Raw genomic sequence first — 16,451 nt, forward strand, 5'->3', positions numbered from 1 at the left:
AGCGTTTTGGGTAGTGCGGCTACTTCAAGATGACGGAGCGGGTGAGGTGACGCGGAGTGTCCGGATTCAGACCACGATGCTCCGCGCGAGCCACCGCCACGCGTTGCAAGAGCACCAAGGAGGCCATCGGATCCCAGTCGTGATGAACGAGAGTCGCGCCCGTGGCAGCAATCTGGGCTTCCATGCCTTCGGGGACGGGTCCGAAAATCCAGGTGACGCGACCGGGTTCCGCGATCGAAATCGGTCCGTGACGGTATTCCATCGCGGGGTAGGACTCGGTCCAGGACTGGGAGGCTTCGCGCATCTTCAAAGCGGCCTCGTTGGCGAGCCCGTAGGTCCAGGCGGTGCCGAGGAAAGTGAACTGTTCCGCGGTGACGTAGTTTTCGGGGATTTCAGCGGTGACTGCGGTCTGACAATCCGCGATGGCATCGTCGAGTTTCTCACCTAAACTAGCTCGCATGAAAGCCAGAGCGGAAGTGGCGAAGCGGGTCTGTACCACAGATTTTTCATCCGCGTCCAACACGACTTCCATATCTGTAAACGGCGTCGCTGGCCCGTTGCCGACAGCAGTAATCAGGCGGGTGGCTACATGACCTTGGAGATTCTTCAAAATCTCGATAATCTCGGTCGTGGTGCCGGAACGAGACAGGCAAATCACCAGGTCATAGGTGCGGGTGAGGGGGAATTCGGTGGCGGTAAATGCGTCTGAGATGCCTTCACCGGCAACTTCGCGGGCTCGACAATAGGCTTGGGCCATGAACCAGGAGGTGCCGCAACCAATCATGGCGACTTTCTGGCCTGGCTTCGGGAAAAAGTTCGGGTCGGTGGTGCGGGCGGTTTCAACTGCCTTTGCCCAAGTTTCCGGTTGGCTTGCAATCTCTTCTGCGGTAATACTCATTAGTACCCTCCTTAAGGTGAATCTATACCCTCTATTATTGTCGAAAACTGCCTGTTATGAGGAGGTTTCCGCTGAGTTTAATTCCGGAGTTGGGAAAGTTGGAAATGAACCCCTTCTACCGTATTGAGCGCGAGTTTTCGTCCAGAGAAGTAGCCGATGGCGGCCCCGATTCCCAGAGGGATAAACCGCCCCACCACGTGTCCAGACATTTTGGCAGCTAGCTTCTTATTGGCGTATGAAGCCAGCGCCTTGTTGACCGAACCGAGTGTGGGGGAGGCTGCGGCGCCGACCTGGTTCCGCGCCCAGTTCCACAGGCCAATTCCGACCTGGTCAGCAACGATGGCTCCGGCGTCATCTCCCAGAATCGCGGAAAGCACCAGCGCTTTTCGCATAGCGCGATTCTCGGTCGGGATTCCGGCTAGGCGCGCCATCGTCAAGACATAGAGGGCGGTGTTGGTAGCGAAAGCCGCGAGTTCCCCGCCGGTCAATGCTGCTCCCACGGCGAGACCGGAACCGGGGATGGCTGCGCCCCCGCCGACGCTTGCGGAAGCCACCGCAGAAATCTTTACATATCTCTTGGAGAACTTGTCCATCATGGCTTGCGTGGATATTCCCGGATTCGCCGCGAGCATTTTTTCAATGGATCTATCGATATGAGAATCGGGGAGGCTCACCATGAAATCCAAGAGTTCATCAAGGCTGTGGACGTTTTTCAGCTCTTCTAAACGAGGGTGTTTCGGCCTGGGAGATGCCTGAGTACCGTGCGTGACAGGGACGAGAGCGTCGCCTTGTTCCCCTGCGCCTTGTTCTCCGGTAATTAAAGAAGATTCGGGGTCTCTCGAGGCGGTTTTGTCGCGTTTGCCTTTCCCAAATAAACTCATAGGTAAATTTTATCCCAGGAAAAGGCTCAAGTCGCGCGGAACTTCGGGCTCATGAGCCCCAACCAAGAACTAGGCGTGCTTCGCAGCCAAGAGATCACGAATCTCAGTCAACAGTTCGGCCTCCGTAGGTTTTGAGTCTTCTTCCTCGGCAGCAGGCTTTCGCGCCTCTTGCCACTCATGCAGTTTATTCATCGGCACCACTACGCAAACATAGAGGGCCAACGCCACGAGCAGGAAATTCACCAAAGCCGTGATGACGGCACCGAATACAATCTGGGCTTGGTGGTCTCCGGTTCCCACCGTCAAGGTCAGCAGGGAATCAAAATTCGGTTTCCCGAAAATGGCTCCCACCAGCGGGTTCAACACCTTTTCCACCAGGGCAGTGATGATGGCGGTAAAGGCGGCACCGATCACCATGCCTACTGCGAGGTCAATCGCGTTTCCCCGCATAATAAATTCTCTAAAGCCGGCAACGAAACCCGTCTTTTTTTCAGCCATGAAAAGTTCTCCTTGTGTAGCTATCTTTTTCTCTCGGCATTAACCGAGAACCGTAAATAGTCTAAAACAAGGTGGGCTGGGTGTCAGATTCCCCGGACTGGCTTGCTAAGGAAGTTCCGCGAATTTCCGAAAGGAAATCGCTCAATCCCGGCCCTTTTCTAGGTTCCCGTCCCGCTTGGAAGGCGGTGGCGGCGGCGCGGGCGAGGTCATCTGCTCGCTCATTGAGATCGTGGCCTGCGTGACCTTTCACCCACTCAAAACGCACATTTCTTCCTGGTAAGAGCGCATCGAGGCGTTTCATTAGGTCGTCATTCAAGACCGGTTTCCTGTCGGCTTTCCGCCAGCCGCGACGCTTCCATCCCGCCATCCACTTAGTGACGGAGTTGATGACATATTGAGAGTCGCATAGAAATCGAATCTCGAGGGCAGGCAGGTTCGCGGTGGCTTCGAGGAAATCGATGACCGCCATGAGCTCACCGCGGTTATTGGTGGATCGCTCCCAGCCGCCGGCCGCCCAGTTGTTTTCGTCTACAAACCATGCCCAACCTGCGGGTCCCGGGTTTCCGAGCGCGGAACCGTCCGCCGCTACTGTTATCTCCATAGGTGAATCCTATCGGGGCGGCGCGCCCTTCTGAATAGAAACGCCTAACAAGAGGAGAAAGAGCCCTAGTCCCCATCGGAATCCTCACTCGTGACGAAGCCGTGGGCATCGGGATAGAACTTACCCTCCCAAACTTTCACTGCTGCTACCAGGACAAAACTCAAGGTTACGAGGAGGCTCCACGATCCGAGTTTCCCGACGTGAACCATTTCCCAGCCGTGAAGCTGGTTGGGGTAGGCCCACGCTCCGAGGAAAGTGGCGGCATTTTCCGCAAGCCACAAAAACGTCCCGATGAGGATAAAGCTCAGAGCCGCGGGCATCCAGTAGCGTTCTTTGCCGACCGTGAAGAAAATTTTGGAAGGTACGAGCGCGATGAGGAAACCTGCCGCAATCCACCAGCGCAAATCCGGAATCCAGTGGTGAGTATAGAAATTAGCGTAGGCCGCGACCGCGAGGAGACTCACGCCAATCCAGTGGAAACGATTAATCCGCAGGTCAAAACGGCGAAAAGCCTGGCAAATATAGGAGCCCACCGAGGCATACATGAATCCGGAAAATATGGGGACTCCCGCGAGTTTCACGATGCCGGGATCAGGGTAGGACCACGAACCGATATGGGTTTTGAATATCTCCAAAGCGAGTCCGATGAGGTGGAAGGCACAAATCACCAGCAGTTCCCGCCAAGTTTCGAGCTTGAAAACGATGAAGGCAATCTGGACGAGAATCACATAGATCAGCAACGCATCGTAGCGTGCTATCGGCGGGTCGAAGTGTTTCCAAATGAGATGCGCCGCGGCGAGCCCCAGAAAAATCAACCCCGGAAAAAGGCAGCTCAAAGCCTGTAGCCAACCGAAACGCCACAGTTGAGCGGGGAGAATCGCGAGTTTGCTAAGCGGAGGGCGCCATTTTGGGTACTTTGACTGCTTGGTTTCATCCGTCAAGGTATTGTCCGACCGTGTTTTGTCGGAACGTACCTCTTTCGGTCGTGCCTCAACCGGCGGGGTTTCGACCGGCTGAGATGATCCCGCTAAGGCTCCGGAAGGTGCGGAGTTTTCCGGTTTCTCGACTTCATTTGGTTCAGCAAAGGATTCCATCGAATCTAGCCTAGCGCCTCTGAGTTGGTAGGATGGATTCTGTTAACTGAATTGTGGGCCGATGGAAAGGGCAACTGTGGACGAGGAAAACCGCAAGCCGTGGGAAAACGTGGGGGATGCCCCGGAAGAAAAATGGCGCGAAAGAAAAGGCCATTCTGAATCAGATGGGGGCGAAGACAGCGACGATTTCCGCGGGGGTAACCGCGGCGGCCGCGACCCGAGAAGTGAGGGGAGAGACGGCAAGCGCGACGGAGATCGCGGTGGTTTCAAAGGCGGCTTCAAAGGTAAAGGCGGTCGCGGCGGCTTCCGCGGAGAGCGAGATCAACGCAGGGGCTCAGGCTACCGCCAGAATCGTGACGACCGGCGTGACGGTCGCGGTCGCGACGGTAAAGACTTTCGAGAAAGGCAAAACTGGGGTTCTCGCGAAGGTCAGAGTGAGAGAGGACGCGATCGCCGCGAGGGACGGTTTGATGACCGCGCTCGAGGTGACCGCTTCGAGAAACGTGGCCAGCGAAACGACCGGTATTCCCGAGGCAACCGGTTTGAGCACGGTGGGCGCGACGGCGGATTTAACGGTCGCGGTCGCGAGGGAGGTTTCCAGCGACGCGACGGCGGAAATCGCCGCGACCGCGGTGACTACGGACGTTCCCGTACTTTTGAATCCAAGCGCGGACAAGGTTCCACCGGACGTACCCGCAACCTCGACATTCCCGCCTCCGTGACGTGGGACATGCTCGATAAAGAAGCGTGGCGCCAGCTCTCTCCGCTGCCAAAAGAAACCGCGGAGATTGTGGCTCGTCACCTGGTGATGTCCGGTGAACTGGTGGATGACAACCCCGAATTGGCATATGAACACGCCAAAGCGGCTCTCAAAATGGCTTGGCGAATCGATGTGGTTCGCGAAGCAGTAGCGCTCACGGCCTACGGCAGCGGGAAATACGCGGAGGCCTTGCGCGAGGTTCGTACCGTACGCCGCATGAGTGGCTTGGACGTACTGCGGGCGGTAGAAGCCGACTGTGAACGGGGACTCGGTAAGCCCGAAAAGGCGCTGGAAATCATTGCTGAAACCGACAAATCTGTCATTGATCCTTCCGAAAGACTTGAGCTGGCCATTGTGGAATCTGCGGCTCGAGCCGACCTCGGCGAACACGAAACCGGACTCGCAGTGGTGGAAGCGGCACTGAAAGGCGTCGATCCGGAGAAGCAAAGCTTCGAGTATGGCCGCTTGTTGAGCGTGAAAGCAGACCGCTTGCGTGAGCTGGGACGCGGGATTGAAGCCGAGGAAACCGAGGCGCTGATTCCTCGCGAGGCTGAGGACGCGGAAATCGTGGATCTCCAAGCCGAAATGGAGGCCGAAGAGGAAGCCAACCCGACCTCGATGCTCGGAACCAATGTGCCTCTCGCGGCGCAGTTCCCTGTGATTCTGTGCGACCTGGACGGAGTTACTTGGAGCGGAGACGTGGCTATTGACGGCGCCGCCGCGGGGATTGAGAAGGCTCGCGAACTCGGCGGGAAGGTTTATTTCCTGACGAATAACGCGGCGCGGCCCCCGAAAGAGGTTGTGAAGAAACTAAAGACCGTGGGGATTAAAGCCAAGGAAGATGAGATTGTTACTTCTGCCCAAGACGGTGCCGAAACTTTGGTGAAACTCCTCGGTGAAGAAGCTTCCGGCGCGAAGGTGCTGTGTGTCGGGGGAGTTGGTGTCGCTAGTGCGGCGAAGGAAGTGGGATTCGAGCCGGTGTTTTCCGCGCAAGACGAACCCGTGGCCGTCCTGCAAGGGCTCGGCTTCGAGATTGGCTGGAAGGAGCTGTCAGAGGCTTGCTTCGCAATCAACAGCGGTGCCAAGTGGGTGGCCACGAACCTGGATATGGCACTCCCGACCGAAAACGGGCGCGCTATCGGCAACGGCTCCTTTGTACAAGCGGTACGTTCCGCCACCAAGGCCGAACCGGTCGTTTGCGGGAAGCCCGAAGAATCGATCTATAACTTGGGGATTGCGCGCGCTAGCGATTACTTGCGAGCCATCCCCGAGGTGGCAGCGGAGGTGAAAGCTTTCGAGGAGTCCGCCCAAGCGCGGCGGGAAGAGGCTTTGAAATCCAAAGCGGAGAAGCTCGATCCCGATGAGCTCTTGAAAGAAAAAACCCCCGAAGAGCTCGAGAAGGAAAAAGAGACCGATGCCAAGATGGCTGCCAAGCGCGAGCGTCGCGTTTTCAAGCACCACACGGTAGCTATCGGAGACCAGTTAGCGACCGACATTCTCGGAGCCAAAGCCGCAGGCATCCCGTCCTGCGTGGTTATGACCGGTCTCACCAGCCCGCGGGATTTGGTGATGGCCCCGCAAAACCAGCGTCCAGATTTCGTGGCTTTGGATTTGACGGATTTGGGCTTGCCCTTTGACCGGCCAGAACTCCACCACCGCGGCTGGTGGTACTGCGGAGATACTCGCGCAAGAGTAAACGACCGGATGATTGAGGTTCGCGGCCTGGGCGTCTTGGAAGAAGACGGCACCGAGGTTTCCTTGTCTGAGTTCCGCGCGATTCTCGCAGCCGTGTGGTATGCACGCGAACAGGGCGTTCATGTGCAATGTCCCGATTTCAAGGTGGTGCGGGAAGTCGAGCGGATTTACGAAGCGGAAGATGATGAGAATCCGGAAGAACTAGACTCCGCGGAAGAAAACGTCCCTGAACCCGTAGATGTCCAGGTAGAAGAGACTGAGGAATCTGACGAATGAGCGAAAAACCGCCGAGCCCGGCGAGCCTGAATGCTGAGGATCTCACCGATTTTCGCGAGGAGATAGCGGCTAGTGAAGACGCCCCTTTGGAGGAGCAACTCGACTTGTTGAAACACGTCACCGCGGAACTCCAAACCGTCTTGCAAAAGGACTGACGCGAAAATGAAACGCTGCCGGCTAGACACCGAGCTTGTGCGCCGCCACTTGGCGGATTCCCGCACCCAAGCCCAGGCGATGATTGGGGCCGGTCGTGTCCTGGTTGATGGCCAAGAGGCCTTGAAACCAGCGCGCCAAGTAGAGCTGTCCGCGGCCATCGTCTTGCGGGACCCCGACACCGTGACCTATGCCTCTCGCGGAGCCCATAAACTCCTGGGAGCGCTTGACTATCTCGATTTTTACGGTCCCGAGCCTCCCCGAATCGAGGGGGCGGTTTGTCTGGACGCGGGCGCCTCCACCGGCGGATTTACGGATGTCTTGCTCAGACGCGGCGCGGCGAAAGTTTTCGCAATAGATGTGGGCTACGGCCAGTTGGCTTGGCGTTTACGAACCGATGAACGGGTTGTGAACCTGGAGCGAACCAATGTTCGCACCCTCGATTCGGCACTGATTGATCCCCCCGCTGAACTTGTCGTCGGGGACTTGTCTTTCATTTCTCTCGGGCTAGTTTTACCGGCCCTAGTGAAGGCCGCAACACCAGAAGCCCAGTTCCTTCTGATGGTCAAACCCCAGTTCGAAATCGGTCGTGAACGGCTCGGACACGGGGGAGTAGTTCGCAACGAGGCTGACCGCATCGAAACCATCATGTCCGTGGCTCACGAAGCTCAACAACTCGGGATGGGAATCGCCCAGGTCGCTCCCTCCGGTTTGGCCGGCCCCTCTGGGAACGTAGAATATTTCTTGTATTTTTCAAAGAAATTCCTCGTCAAGGAGCCCTTGGAAGGCGACGCCCTCGCTGAAGCCTGCCGCCTCGCCGTGGAGCGCGGCCCCAAATCTTAAATAGAGCTTCTCCATAAGGAAATCGCGAGCCAATGTGAGAAACTGAGGGGGAGAACGAAGGACAAATATGGAAGAAAAATTGACGGCCCAGCCCGCGGACTCGAGAAGTGACTTCGAAGAGTCGCAACACACGGAATCAGCCCAGATTGACGAAGCCTCCGTGACTGATCCCATGGACGTTTACGGCGGATATGCGGATTGCTGTGGGGCGAGCGAAGCCGAACCCACCTGCCAATATCGCCCACCTACCGCAGCAGAAGTGGACCAATATCGCCACCAGCGAGAGGAGCAAGCGTGAGCGAACGCACCATCATGGTGTTCAACCACCGTCACCGTCAAGAAGCCATCGAGACCGCCAACAAGGTCAAGGCTATTCTCGGCGGAGCAGGCATTCGGGTGGTGGATCGCGACAGTGACGAACCCATCGAATTAGTCATCGTTCTTGGTGGGGACGGCACCATCCTGGAGGCTGCCAACATCGCGCAACGTCAACAAGTGCCGGTTGTGGGAGTGAATCTCGGACACGTCGGTTTTCTTGCCGAAGCCGAACAGGAAAACCTGGAGGACCTTTGTAAACGGGTTATCAACGGCGACTATGAAGTTGACCGGAGAATGTGCATTGACGTAGAAGTACGGAGGCCTTCCGGGACTGTCGAATCGGAGTGGGCCGCCAACGATATCGCGGTTCTCTCCACTGACCGAGGGCATCCGGCGTTGCTGGCTTTCGGCGTGGACGGCGAGGCAGTGAGCGAATACGGCGCGGACGGGCTCATTGTTTCTACCCCGACAGGATCCACTGCCTATAACTTTTCCGTAGGTGGACCAGTGGTGTGGCCCGACGTGAAAGCCTTGGTTTTGTCCCCGCTGGCGGCGCACGGGTTGTTCACGCGGTCGCTGGTGTTGGGGCCGTCTTCGGTTTTAGAGATTCAAGTTCTGCCCAATCAGGTCCAGGACTGTGAAGTGTGGGCCGATGGCCGCCGGGTTTTGAAAGCCCCGCCCGGATCTTCCATCAGGGTCACCAAGTCGGAATCCGATATGCAGTTGGCGCGGCTGATTTCCCAGCCTTTCTCGGCGCGTTTGGTGAAGAAGTTCGATCTACCTGTCGAAGGATGGCGCAGGCGGAAATGATTGAATCTCTAAGAATCGAGAATCTCGGCACTATAAGCCACGCCGAGCTAGTGTTTTCTCCCGGTTTTACAGTTATCACCGGCGAGACCGGAGCGGGAAAAACCATGCTCTTGAATTCTTTGAACTGGCTTTTGGGGGAGAAACCGCGTGCCTCCTTGGTGTCCGCCGGAACTACCCAGGCGGTGGTGGAAGGAACTTTCCTCGTTGACGTGACCGCGGGTGCGGTGGTGGAAGAAGCCGGTGGGGTCGTGGAAGACGGCGCTGTTGAGGCCGCGCGGGTCGTACCAGCAAAGTCGCGTTCGCGGGCACATCTCGGAGGACGCACTGTTCCGGCCGCCACTTTGAGCGAGTTCGGAGCCGATCTAGTGTCGGTTCACGGTCAAGCCTCGCAAGGAAGACTCCGCAGCGAGAAGGCACAGCGTGAGGCTTTGGATGCTTTCGGAGGGAAGTCCCATCAGTCAGCTCTCGGGACTTACCGCGAGTGTTGGCAGGAGTGGACGGAGACGAAACGCAGTTACGAGGAGTGGGAAGCCAGCCGGGATAAACGCGAACAACGCCGCGAAGAGCTCGCCAACCTCTCCCAGATTTTTGAGACGCTCCAACCCGAGGACGGCGAGTTTAGTGAACTCACGGCGAAAGTTGCGCGTCTTTCCAATGTGGAGAGCCTGCGGGAAAACGCCGCTTTCGCCTTGGGGGCTTTGGACAGTGAAACCGAGGGCCAACCGGGGGCGAACGAACTGGTGGCAGCGGCTTCGCGGGCTTTGGAAAAGGCCTCGCGGGAGGATGCCTCCTTGGAAGATATCGCCACGACCGTTTCTGGAGCCGGTTACGCTTTGGCTGATGCGGCCCGTGAACTCGGGGTGTACTTGCAGGATCTGAATGCAGATCCCGAGGCGCTGCAAGCGGCGCTTACCCGTCGCGCGGCTTTTACTGATTTGAGCCTGAAAGTAGCAGAAGAACCGGACCAGCTCGGAACCGTGTGGCAAGACGTTGACCGGGAACTGGCGGGGCTACAAGGCGGAGAAGATCGCCTCGAAGAGTTGAAAGCAAAACTGGAAGCAGACGCCCAGATGCTTAGTTCGGCGGGGAAAACCTTACACCAAGAGCGCCTAGAAACCGCGGAAACACTTTCGGAAGCGATCAATGCCGAGCTCAAAGGCCTCGATATGCCAGACACCAGGGTCGAAATCTCGGTCGAAGCCGGAGAGCCTGTGCCCTCGGGAGCGGATAGTGTGAAGTTCTTATTAAAGCCGCATCCGAAGGCTCCGGTCTTGCCCTTAGCCGAGGCGGCTTCGGGCGGGGAGCTCTCTAGGATCATGTTGGCTTTGGAAGTGAGTTTGGCTACGCCGCCGGTTTCGCCCTCGGCTTCAGCCAAAAAATCCGCCCGCGCGGGCTCGAGTCGTGTTGCCTCCACGGACACTGGCGGTGCGGGTAGCGGTGGTGAGACCGAGCGACGGACTTTTATCTTCGATGAGGTAGACGCCGGAATCGGGGGACAAGCCGGTATCGAAGTCGGAAAACGTCTCGCGAGGCTCGCCAAGGACTTTCAGGTCATTGTGGTCACCCACCTAGCTCAGGTCGCGGCCTTTGCTGACCTCCAGATTCAAGTCAGTAAATCCAAAGGTGAAAGCATCATTGCTCCCCTCGAACCGGAGGCCCGCCGCGAAGAACTCGCCCGCATGATTTCTGGAAATATACTGACAGAAACGGCTTTACAGCACGCCGATGAGCTCCTGGAACTCGCGGGCGTGGGACAATCGGAGATGTGAGTCCATTGTTTTCTCGTAAACGTCAAGAATCTTCCGCCTCCACCGGAGTGGTGCGGGTTGATAGTCGCACTAAAAATCTCGTGAAAAGACTTCACCCCGGGGAAATCGCGGTGATTTCGCATCTGGATTTGGATTGGGTGGCCGCAGAATCCCTCGTGGAGAAGCGACCGGCAGCGGTTTTGAACGCCCAACAATCGACTTCGGGACGTTACCCGAACCAGGGGCCGAAACTCCTGTTAGATGCGGGGATCCCGCTAATTGACGATCTCGGAACCGATGTGATGAGTCTCAAAGAGGGACAAATCGTAGAAATCCGCGGAAACCAGGTTTTCCGCGGTGACAAACTTGTGGCGGAGGGCGTACGGCAAACCCAGGAGACTAACGCCGCGAATATGGAAGCCGCTAAGGCCTCTCTCGGGGTGCAAATTGAGGCGTTTACTGCCAACACGATGGAATATTTGCGTCGCGAACGCGACCTGTTGCTGGATTCGGTCGGGGTTCCCGATTTGAAAACGAAACTGGCGGGACGCCAAGTTTTGATGGTGGTGCGCGGATACAACTACAAAGAGGACTTGCAGACCTTGCGCCCCTATATTCGCGAATACCGACCGATTCTTATCGGTGTCGATGGTGGAGCGGATGCTCTGTTGGAAAACGGATACAAGCCCGACATGATTGTGGGGGACATGGACTCAGTTTCCGATGCCGCTTTGAAGAGCGGGGCAGAAATAGTGGTTCATGCCTATACGAACGGGAAAGCCCCGGGGCTCGCCCGTGTCCAGGAACTCGGCGTGGACTATGTGGTTTTCCCGACTACCGGCACTTCCGAAGATATCACGATGCTCCTCGCCGATGAAAAAGGCGCGGATCTGATTGTGGCTCTCGGAACCCACGCCACCCTGGTGGAGTTCCTCGACAAAGGGCGTGCCGGAATGTCTTCCACTTTCCTGACTCGCTTGAAAGTTGGAGGGAAACTTGTTGACGCCAAGGGAGTTTCGAAACTCTACCGCCCCCGCATCACAAACTCCCAGGTCGGTGTCATGATGATAGCGGGTCTCGCGGCTTTAGTAGCGGCGCTCGGGGCGACTGCGGCGGGACAGACTTTCCTCGGAATCGTGGCGGCGAATCTTGACGCTTGGTGGCAAAGTTTAAGGACAATAGTCGGCTAGGCTGAGTTTAATTGAAAGGCTCATTCATGATTGATTTTCGTTATCATCTCGTATCACTGGTGGCGGTGTTTCTCGCCCTGGCGGTAGGCATTGTGCTGGGGGCAGGCCCGCTGGCCCAGCCCATTGGCGACACTTTAACCGGACAGGTCGATAAGCTCCGTGAAGACCGCAACGCTTTGAGTAACCAACTTACGGAAACCAAGGCCAAGCTCGCCACGAGTGACAAGGTCGGCGAACAGTTTGCGGGACGAATCTTCAACAATGTGCTGTCCGGGGTGCAGGTGGCTCTGGTGGTTCTTCCCGGGGCAGACGGGGAGGACGTCAAGAATGTTTCCGCGAAACTTGGCCAAGCCGGCGGGGCGGTTTCGGCGCAGGTGAACTTGCGGCCAGAATTTTTCTCCGCGGATAAAAAAGCCTACCGTGAGGCGCTATCAGGCCAAATCACCCAATATCTTGATGACCCCACTCGCGCCACCACTCCGGAAACGACCTTGGCTGCCGCTGTGGGCCAACTCGTTTTCGTGGGTCAAAACGAGGCCCTCACCGGCATCCTGACCGTAGCGGACACGCCCCTTCTCCAGGTCACCGCCCCCGCCGAGGCTCCAGCCCGGATTGCGGTCATTGTGGGACCTCGCACTTCGAAGGCCACTCCATCCCAGTCGGAACCTACGGACAAAACTAAACCGGCGGCTACCCCCGAATCCGCCTATCTCGAATTTGCTCGTACCCTGAATTCTTTCGCGGGCGGAGCCGTAGTTTTCGGGGCGGCCGCGACAATCACCGACCTGGTTTCGGTGATTCGGGTGGATCCCAATCCAGTTTCAACGGTGGATGGTATCGGCTCTGAATCTGCTCTCCTCACGTTGCCGTTTGCGCTGGTGGCAACCATCAACGGGACGGTCGGGGCCTGGGGTAGTGGACAGGGTGCCTCCGCTTTGGTGCCCCCGCTCAATCTCACGGTGAATCCGGCAGAACCTCCGGCTCAGCCTTCTCAGCCTTCTCAGCCGGCACAACCCGCTCCGCCCGCCCCGGCAGCTCCGGGCGCGAGTCAGCCGCCTGCCGGACAAGCGCCGCCGGCGGCTTAACGCGACTGCCGTGGCAAGTGTTAGGTTACCAGATGAAAGCACGGTGAAAAATGGGATTATCCTTGCAACGCAAAAACTTTCACGGGCGCAAGGTCAGCCTTCTCGGCGGGTTGGCACTCGGCGCAGTTTTGCCCGTTTGCCAAGCCAAACTTGCCTTTGATCAAAGTGAAGCGGCGGGAGCTCGCGTGGCGGTTGCAGCTCTAGGCTCTGCCGCAGCCGGTTTTTTCGATGATGCTTCCGACCAAGACACAAAAAACAAAACCACCAAGGGGTTGCGCGGTCATTTCAGCGCTTTGAAAGAAGGACGGGTAAGCCCCGGTTTAATCAAAATGCTGGCGCTTATCGCGACGGCTTTCTTGGCGACTAAACCTCGACGCGATCTCCTGGATTGGGGCGCGGAGGCCGGCGTAATTGCGGGGGGAGCCAATTTGTTGAACCTGTTGGATCTGCGACCCGGGCGCGCCCTGAAGGTCGCGGCTCTTGCGGGGATAGCCGGACTCGTTCCGTCAAAGCACGAAGCTTACCTGCCGCGTACGCGGCGAGTGCTGGTGAATCTCGGAGGAATTGCCGCCTCCCTCCCGACAGATCTTCGCGAAATCACCATGCTGGGAGATACCGGCGCCAACGCGCTGGGGGCGGCGGTGGCTGCCACCTGGGTGCAGGGGCGCTCGCGGGGAGTCAAACTGTTGGCGTTAGCAGTCATCGCCGGTCTCACCTTGGCGAGCGAAAAGGTGAGTTTCTCGAAAATCATCGAAACCACGCCGGCGCTGAAAGCCTTTGACGACTTGGGGAGGCTACCGGCATGAGAGCGAGCCAGAATCCGGCTGCCGCTCTGTTGGGCGCCGCTGGGCTCGTAGCGATTCTCACCCTCATCTCGAGAGTCTTCGGGTTCTTACGTTGGTTGGCGCAGGCGAGTTGGGTGGGAGCCGGAGAAGTCGGCAATGCCTACGCCTCGGCCAACCAGATTCCCAATGTGATTTTTGAAGTCGTTGTCGGGGGAGCGCTGGCCTCGGTTACGGTGCCGCTGTTGGCGAAAGCAGTCGCCGCGGAGCGGGCGGAGGAAATCAACCGGATCGCTTCCGCCCTGTTTACTTGGACTCTCACGATTCTCCTGCCTTTGGGGTTATTGCTGTTCTTGTTGGCCGACCCGATTGCGGCTGTCCTGCCGGAGTCTCGCGGGTCTAACGGAGTCGCCCAAAACGCGTTGATGGCACAATTCCTTCGGATCTTTGCCGCCCAGATTCCCCTCTACGGAATCGCGGTGGTGGCGGGAGGTGTTCTCCAAGCGCAGCACCGTTTTGCCTGGCCCGCTTTGATACCTGCCTTCTCTTCTCTAGTGACTATCGGTGCCTATTGGCTCTACGATGCGTGGTCAGTTTCTAACCCCTTTGATGAACGGGCAATTAGCGCCCTGGGATGGGGAACCACGCTCGGGGTGGTGGCCTTGAGCCTGCCACTGCTGGTGCCGTTGACGCGGGTCGGGGTACGGCTCAGGCTCACCTGGAAAATGCCGCGCGAAAAGTTCCTCAAAGCCCTGGAACTCGGGGGATTCGGTATCGGGGCTCTCGTTGCCGCCCAAGGCTACATGCTGGTGGCGTTGGGGCTCGCGCGGTGGGGCGGGGAAGTCGGAACCATCAACGTGTTTCAGTATGCCCAAGCCATCTATATGCTGCCCTACGCGCTGTTTACCTTTCCGATAGCGACAGTGGTTTTCCCCTTGTTGACAAGGGAAAAAGCCACTGGGGAGCGCGGTCATTTTTCGTCCCTGTCGAGCGCGTCGACGGCCTTGGTAGCGGCCTTGGCGGTTCTCGGAATCGCCGGCCTGTTCGCAGTGGCCTCGGGGATGGCGGCGATTTTTTCCTGGAACCGTCCCATTCCCGGATTGGAACTCGCCATCGTGGCGATGAGCCCCGCTCTGTTCGGCTATGCCCTGCTCTACCATTTGTCGCGAGTTTTTATTGCTCTGGACCGCGCGGTTCATACGTTTGTCGCAGCGCTTATCGGGTGGGGGATTTCGGCTCTGTCCGCCTGGATCCTCATCCTGGTTTTGGCACCGGAGCGGGGCAACGGGTCGGTGACCTTGGCTGCTTTGGGCTTCGGTCAGGCAATCGGGATGAGCCTCGCGGGACTGTATCTTTTGGTGAGGTGGCGGATCCAGCAAGGTGGGGGCCTGAAAACGGTGCTTTTACCGCTCGTAGTGACGATTCCCCTCGCCGCCCTGGGCGGGGCCGCCGGCCGTCTGGCCTACGGGGCCGTCGTGACCACGGGGGTTAGCGGCGCTCCGCTGTGGGGGACGCTACTTGCGGGAGTCGTGGTGGTGGCGGTGTGCCTGCCGGCAATCTATTTCAGTTCCACAAATTTTCGGGAAGTGGTTCGCGAGGCGCGGCGGGGGAACGATAATAAAGAGCAAGGAGGCGTACGTGAAAATCTTGATGATAGTGGGAAAAGCTAGCCACTCGATGGGGACTTCGGTCGTCTCGCTTTCTGATGCCTTGGCGACGTTGGGGGAGGATGTTTCGGTTATCGCCGAGCCCACCACCGCAAAACGGTTTCGTTTGAAAAATGTTTTGCCACTTTGGCCCGTCCCCACTGGTAAATTCCACCTGATAGCGAGCAATTTTCGGAGGTTGCGGAGAGCTCGCCAGACGTTGGCTGAGGCGGATGTGGTGCATGTTCACGGTCGGCGTGCGGCCATGTTCGGAATGTTCCTGACCATATTGATGCGTCCGCGCCCCCCGATTCTGGTGTCGCTGTATGAGGGGGCTGCCGATTTTCACGACACGGTTTTCAATAAACTGTTTTTCCGCTGGTTAGGGATGCGGGCGAGCCTGATTTCCGGTTCGACCCTCAACTTGACCGCTCGCATCAACGCCCAGATTTCCTCCGATGCTGCGGTCTCGTTCCTGATTTCCCCGCGAGTGGAGCGGTTGCGGGAAAAACCGCTCGCCAACCGGAAAGAACGCGTGGAAAAATGGGAAAAACTCGCGAAAAAAGAACGGCTGAAAAACCGCGGGCAGCTCGTGTTGGCGATCGGAACCATTGAACCAGAGAAACGCCTGGATCTGTTCGTGAAAGCCATGGAACACGTGACCTATCCGGCCACGGCCGTGGTCATTGGGGACGGGGATCCCCAGCTTCTCGCCCAGTTGCGTTCTCTCGGGGCCGATGCTCAAGTCTCTTTCCTGGGGTGGCGCAAGGACCTGGAAACTTGGTATGAGGCGGCGAGTGTCCTCGTAGTGACCTCTGAGTGGGAATCCCGCGGTTTCGTGACCCAGGAGGCGATGACTTTAGGTCTTCCGGTGGTGGCGCAACCGGTAGGGAGACTGCGCGATATTCTCATGAGTCCCGAAGCCGCCGCGCGTCCTGCTTCGCGACACGCCGATGAATTTACTGGCGACGTCGGAGTGGGAGCCCTCTTGGTGAACGCCGCAAATCCCGAGCAAACTGCCGCAGCCATCACGAAGCTACTGTCGAATCCGGGAATCTGGTACGAGAAACAAGAAGCCGCTCGGAAACGTGCCCTGACCTGGCCAACCATGTCGGATGTGGCTCAGAAATGGCTGAATTTCTATGAGGCAGCAAAGAACCCAAGCTGATATGA

The 16,451-nt window shown here is 57.9% G+C and carries 17 protein-coding genes; 12 read left to right on the plus strand and 5 right to left on the minus strand.

What is annotated here, in order from left to right; translation table 11 throughout:
- Positions 1 to 19: 19 nt before the first annotated feature.
- From FYJ63_RS00295 to FYJ63_RS00315, 5 genes are all read right to left on the minus strand, one after another.
- The gene (locus FYJ63_RS00295) at positions 20 to 898 is read right to left on the minus strand and encodes an SIS domain-containing protein (protein ID WP_154542646.1); all 879 of its coding nucleotides are present in this window, start codon (positions 896 to 898) and stop codon (positions 20 to 22) included.
- Between the two features lie 77 nt (positions 899 to 975).
- A complete protein-coding gene (locus FYJ63_RS00300) occupies positions 976 to 1,779 on the minus strand; it encodes a hypothetical protein (RefSeq protein WP_154542648.1) in 804 nt (267 codons plus the stop codon).
- Between the two features lie 69 nt (positions 1,780 to 1,848).
- Complete coding sequence (mscL, locus tag FYJ63_RS00305; protein WP_154542650.1) at positions 1,849 to 2,277, minus strand: large conductance mechanosensitive channel protein MscL; 429 nt, start codon at positions 2,275 to 2,277, stop codon at positions 1,849 to 1,851.
- A gap of 61 nt (positions 2,278 to 2,338) precedes the next feature.
- Positions 2,339 to 2,878 (minus strand): ribonuclease H family protein, encoded by a 540-nt coding sequence (locus tag FYJ63_RS00310; protein WP_154542652.1) that lies wholly within the window; start codon positions 2,876 to 2,878, stop codon positions 2,339 to 2,341.
- A 65-nt stretch (positions 2,879 to 2,943) separates the two neighbouring features.
- On the minus strand, positions 2,944 to 3,972 hold the full coding sequence (locus tag FYJ63_RS00315) for a DUF817 domain-containing protein (RefSeq protein ID WP_154542654.1): 1,029 nt from the start codon (positions 3,970 to 3,972) through the stop codon (positions 2,944 to 2,946).
- Positions 3,973 to 4,088: 116 nt separating this feature from the next.
- Between FYJ63_RS00315 and FYJ63_RS00320 the strand changes: the two genes are divergently transcribed.
- The 12 genes from FYJ63_RS00320 (at position 4,089) to FYJ63_RS00375 (ending at position 16,446) form a co-directional block, all read left to right on the plus strand.
- Positions 4,089 to 4,694, plus strand: a complete 606-nt coding sequence (locus FYJ63_RS00320) for a hypothetical protein (protein WP_154542656.1) — start codon at positions 4,089 to 4,091, stop codon at positions 4,692 to 4,694.
- Positions 4,695 to 4,702: 8 nt separating this feature from the next.
- Complete coding sequence (locus tag FYJ63_RS00325; protein ID WP_154542658.1) at positions 4,703 to 6,703, plus strand: HAD-IIA family hydrolase; 2,001 nt, start codon at positions 4,703 to 4,705, stop codon at positions 6,701 to 6,703.
- A complete protein-coding gene (locus FYJ63_RS00330) occupies positions 6,700 to 6,858 on the plus strand; it encodes a thioredoxin (RefSeq protein ID WP_154542660.1) in 159 nt (52 codons plus the stop codon). Before FYJ63_RS00325 ends, FYJ63_RS00330 begins: the two co-directional genes overlap by 4 nt.
- 7 nt (positions 6,859 to 6,865) lie before the next feature.
- Positions 6,866 to 7,699, plus strand: coding sequence for a TlyA family RNA methyltransferase (locus tag FYJ63_RS00335; protein WP_154542662.1), 834 nt, complete (start codon positions 6,866 to 6,868; stop codon positions 7,697 to 7,699).
- A gap of 67 nt (positions 7,700 to 7,766) precedes the next feature.
- Positions 7,767 to 7,997, plus strand: a complete 231-nt coding sequence (locus tag FYJ63_RS00340) for a hypothetical protein (protein ID WP_154542665.1) — start codon at positions 7,767 to 7,769, stop codon at positions 7,995 to 7,997.
- Complete coding sequence (locus tag FYJ63_RS00345) at positions 7,994 to 8,827, plus strand: NAD kinase (RefSeq protein WP_277027495.1); 834 nt, start codon at positions 7,994 to 7,996, stop codon at positions 8,825 to 8,827. The genes FYJ63_RS00340 and FYJ63_RS00345 overlap by 4 nt, the downstream gene beginning before the upstream one ends.
- Entirely contained in the window at positions 8,824 to 10,596 is a 1,773-nt protein-coding gene (locus FYJ63_RS00350; RefSeq protein WP_154542667.1) for a DNA repair protein RecN, read from the plus strand. Before FYJ63_RS00345 ends, FYJ63_RS00350 begins: the two co-directional genes overlap by 4 nt.
- The gene (steA, locus tag FYJ63_RS00355) at positions 10,593 to 11,765 is read left to right on the plus strand and encodes a putative cytokinetic ring protein SteA (RefSeq protein ID WP_277027493.1); all 1,173 of its coding nucleotides are present in this window, start codon (positions 10,593 to 10,595) and stop codon (positions 11,763 to 11,765) included. Before FYJ63_RS00350 ends, steA begins: the two co-directional genes overlap by 4 nt.
- 26 nt (positions 11,766 to 11,791) lie before the next feature.
- A complete protein-coding gene (locus FYJ63_RS00360) occupies positions 11,792 to 12,850 on the plus strand; it encodes a copper transporter (protein WP_154542669.1) in 1,059 nt (352 codons plus the stop codon).
- A 50-nt stretch (positions 12,851 to 12,900) separates the two neighbouring features.
- Positions 12,901 to 13,656 (plus strand): beta-carotene 15,15'-monooxygenase, encoded by a 756-nt coding sequence (locus FYJ63_RS00365; protein ID WP_154542671.1) that lies wholly within the window; start codon positions 12,901 to 12,903, stop codon positions 13,654 to 13,656.
- The gene (murJ, locus tag FYJ63_RS00370) at positions 13,653 to 15,302 is read left to right on the plus strand and encodes a murein biosynthesis integral membrane protein MurJ (RefSeq protein ID WP_154542673.1); all 1,650 of its coding nucleotides are present in this window, start codon (positions 13,653 to 13,655) and stop codon (positions 15,300 to 15,302) included. Before FYJ63_RS00365 ends, murJ begins: the two co-directional genes overlap by 4 nt.
- The gene (locus FYJ63_RS00375; protein ID WP_338106763.1) at positions 15,271 to 16,446 is read left to right on the plus strand and encodes a glycosyltransferase family 4 protein; all 1,176 of its coding nucleotides are present in this window, start codon (positions 15,271 to 15,273) and stop codon (positions 16,444 to 16,446) included. The genes murJ and FYJ63_RS00375 overlap by 32 nt, the downstream gene beginning before the upstream one ends.
- The last annotated feature ends 5 nt before the right edge of the window (positions 16,447 to 16,451 follow it).

Source organism: Mobiluncus porci (assembly GCF_009695935.1).
GTDB lineage: Bacteria > Actinomycetota > Actinomycetes > Actinomycetales > Actinomycetaceae > Mobiluncus > Mobiluncus porci.

What these genes read in the sequence shown, in the direction of transcription:
- FYJ63_RS00295 (WP_154542646.1), bottom strand. Translation starts at nt 898, where the DNA reads ATGAGTATTACCGCAGAAGAGATTGCAAGCCAACCGGAAACTTGGGCA.
- FYJ63_RS00300 (WP_154542648.1), bottom strand. Translation starts at nt 1,779, where the DNA reads ATGAGTTTATTTGGGAAAGGCAAACGCGACAAAACCGCCTCGAGAGAC.
- mscL (WP_154542650.1), bottom strand. Translation starts at nt 2,277, where the DNA reads ATGGCTGAAAAAAAGACGGGTTTCGTTGCCGGCTTTAGAGAATTTATT.
- FYJ63_RS00310 (WP_154542652.1), bottom strand. Translation starts at nt 2,878, where the DNA reads ATGGAGATAACAGTAGCGGCGGACGGTTCCGCGCTCGGAAACCCGGGA.
- FYJ63_RS00315 (WP_154542654.1), bottom strand. Translation starts at nt 3,972, where the DNA reads ATGGAATCCTTTGCTGAACCAAATGAAGTCGAGAAACCGGAAAACTCC.
- FYJ63_RS00320 (WP_154542656.1), top strand. Translation starts at nt 4,089, where the DNA reads ATGCCCCGGAAGAAAAATGGCGCGAAAGAAAAGGCCATTCTGAATCAG.
- FYJ63_RS00325 (WP_154542658.1), top strand. Translation starts at nt 4,703, where the DNA reads ATGCTCGATAAAGAAGCGTGGCGCCAGCTCTCTCCGCTGCCAAAAGAA.
- FYJ63_RS00330 (WP_154542660.1), top strand. Translation starts at nt 6,700, where the DNA reads ATGAGCGAAAAACCGCCGAGCCCGGCGAGCCTGAATGCTGAGGATCTC.
- FYJ63_RS00335 (WP_154542662.1), top strand. Translation starts at nt 6,866, where the DNA reads ATGAAACGCTGCCGGCTAGACACCGAGCTTGTGCGCCGCCACTTGGCG.
- FYJ63_RS00340 (WP_154542665.1), top strand. Translation starts at nt 7,767, where the DNA reads ATGGAAGAAAAATTGACGGCCCAGCCCGCGGACTCGAGAAGTGACTTC.
- FYJ63_RS00350 (WP_154542667.1), top strand. Translation starts at nt 8,824, where the DNA reads ATGATTGAATCTCTAAGAATCGAGAATCTCGGCACTATAAGCCACGCC.
- FYJ63_RS00360 (WP_154542669.1), top strand. Translation starts at nt 11,792, where the DNA reads ATGATTGATTTTCGTTATCATCTCGTATCACTGGTGGCGGTGTTTCTC.
- FYJ63_RS00365 (WP_154542671.1), top strand. Translation starts at nt 12,901, where the DNA reads ATGGGATTATCCTTGCAACGCAAAAACTTTCACGGGCGCAAGGTCAGC.
- murJ (WP_154542673.1), top strand. Translation starts at nt 13,653, where the DNA reads ATGAGAGCGAGCCAGAATCCGGCTGCCGCTCTGTTGGGCGCCGCTGGG.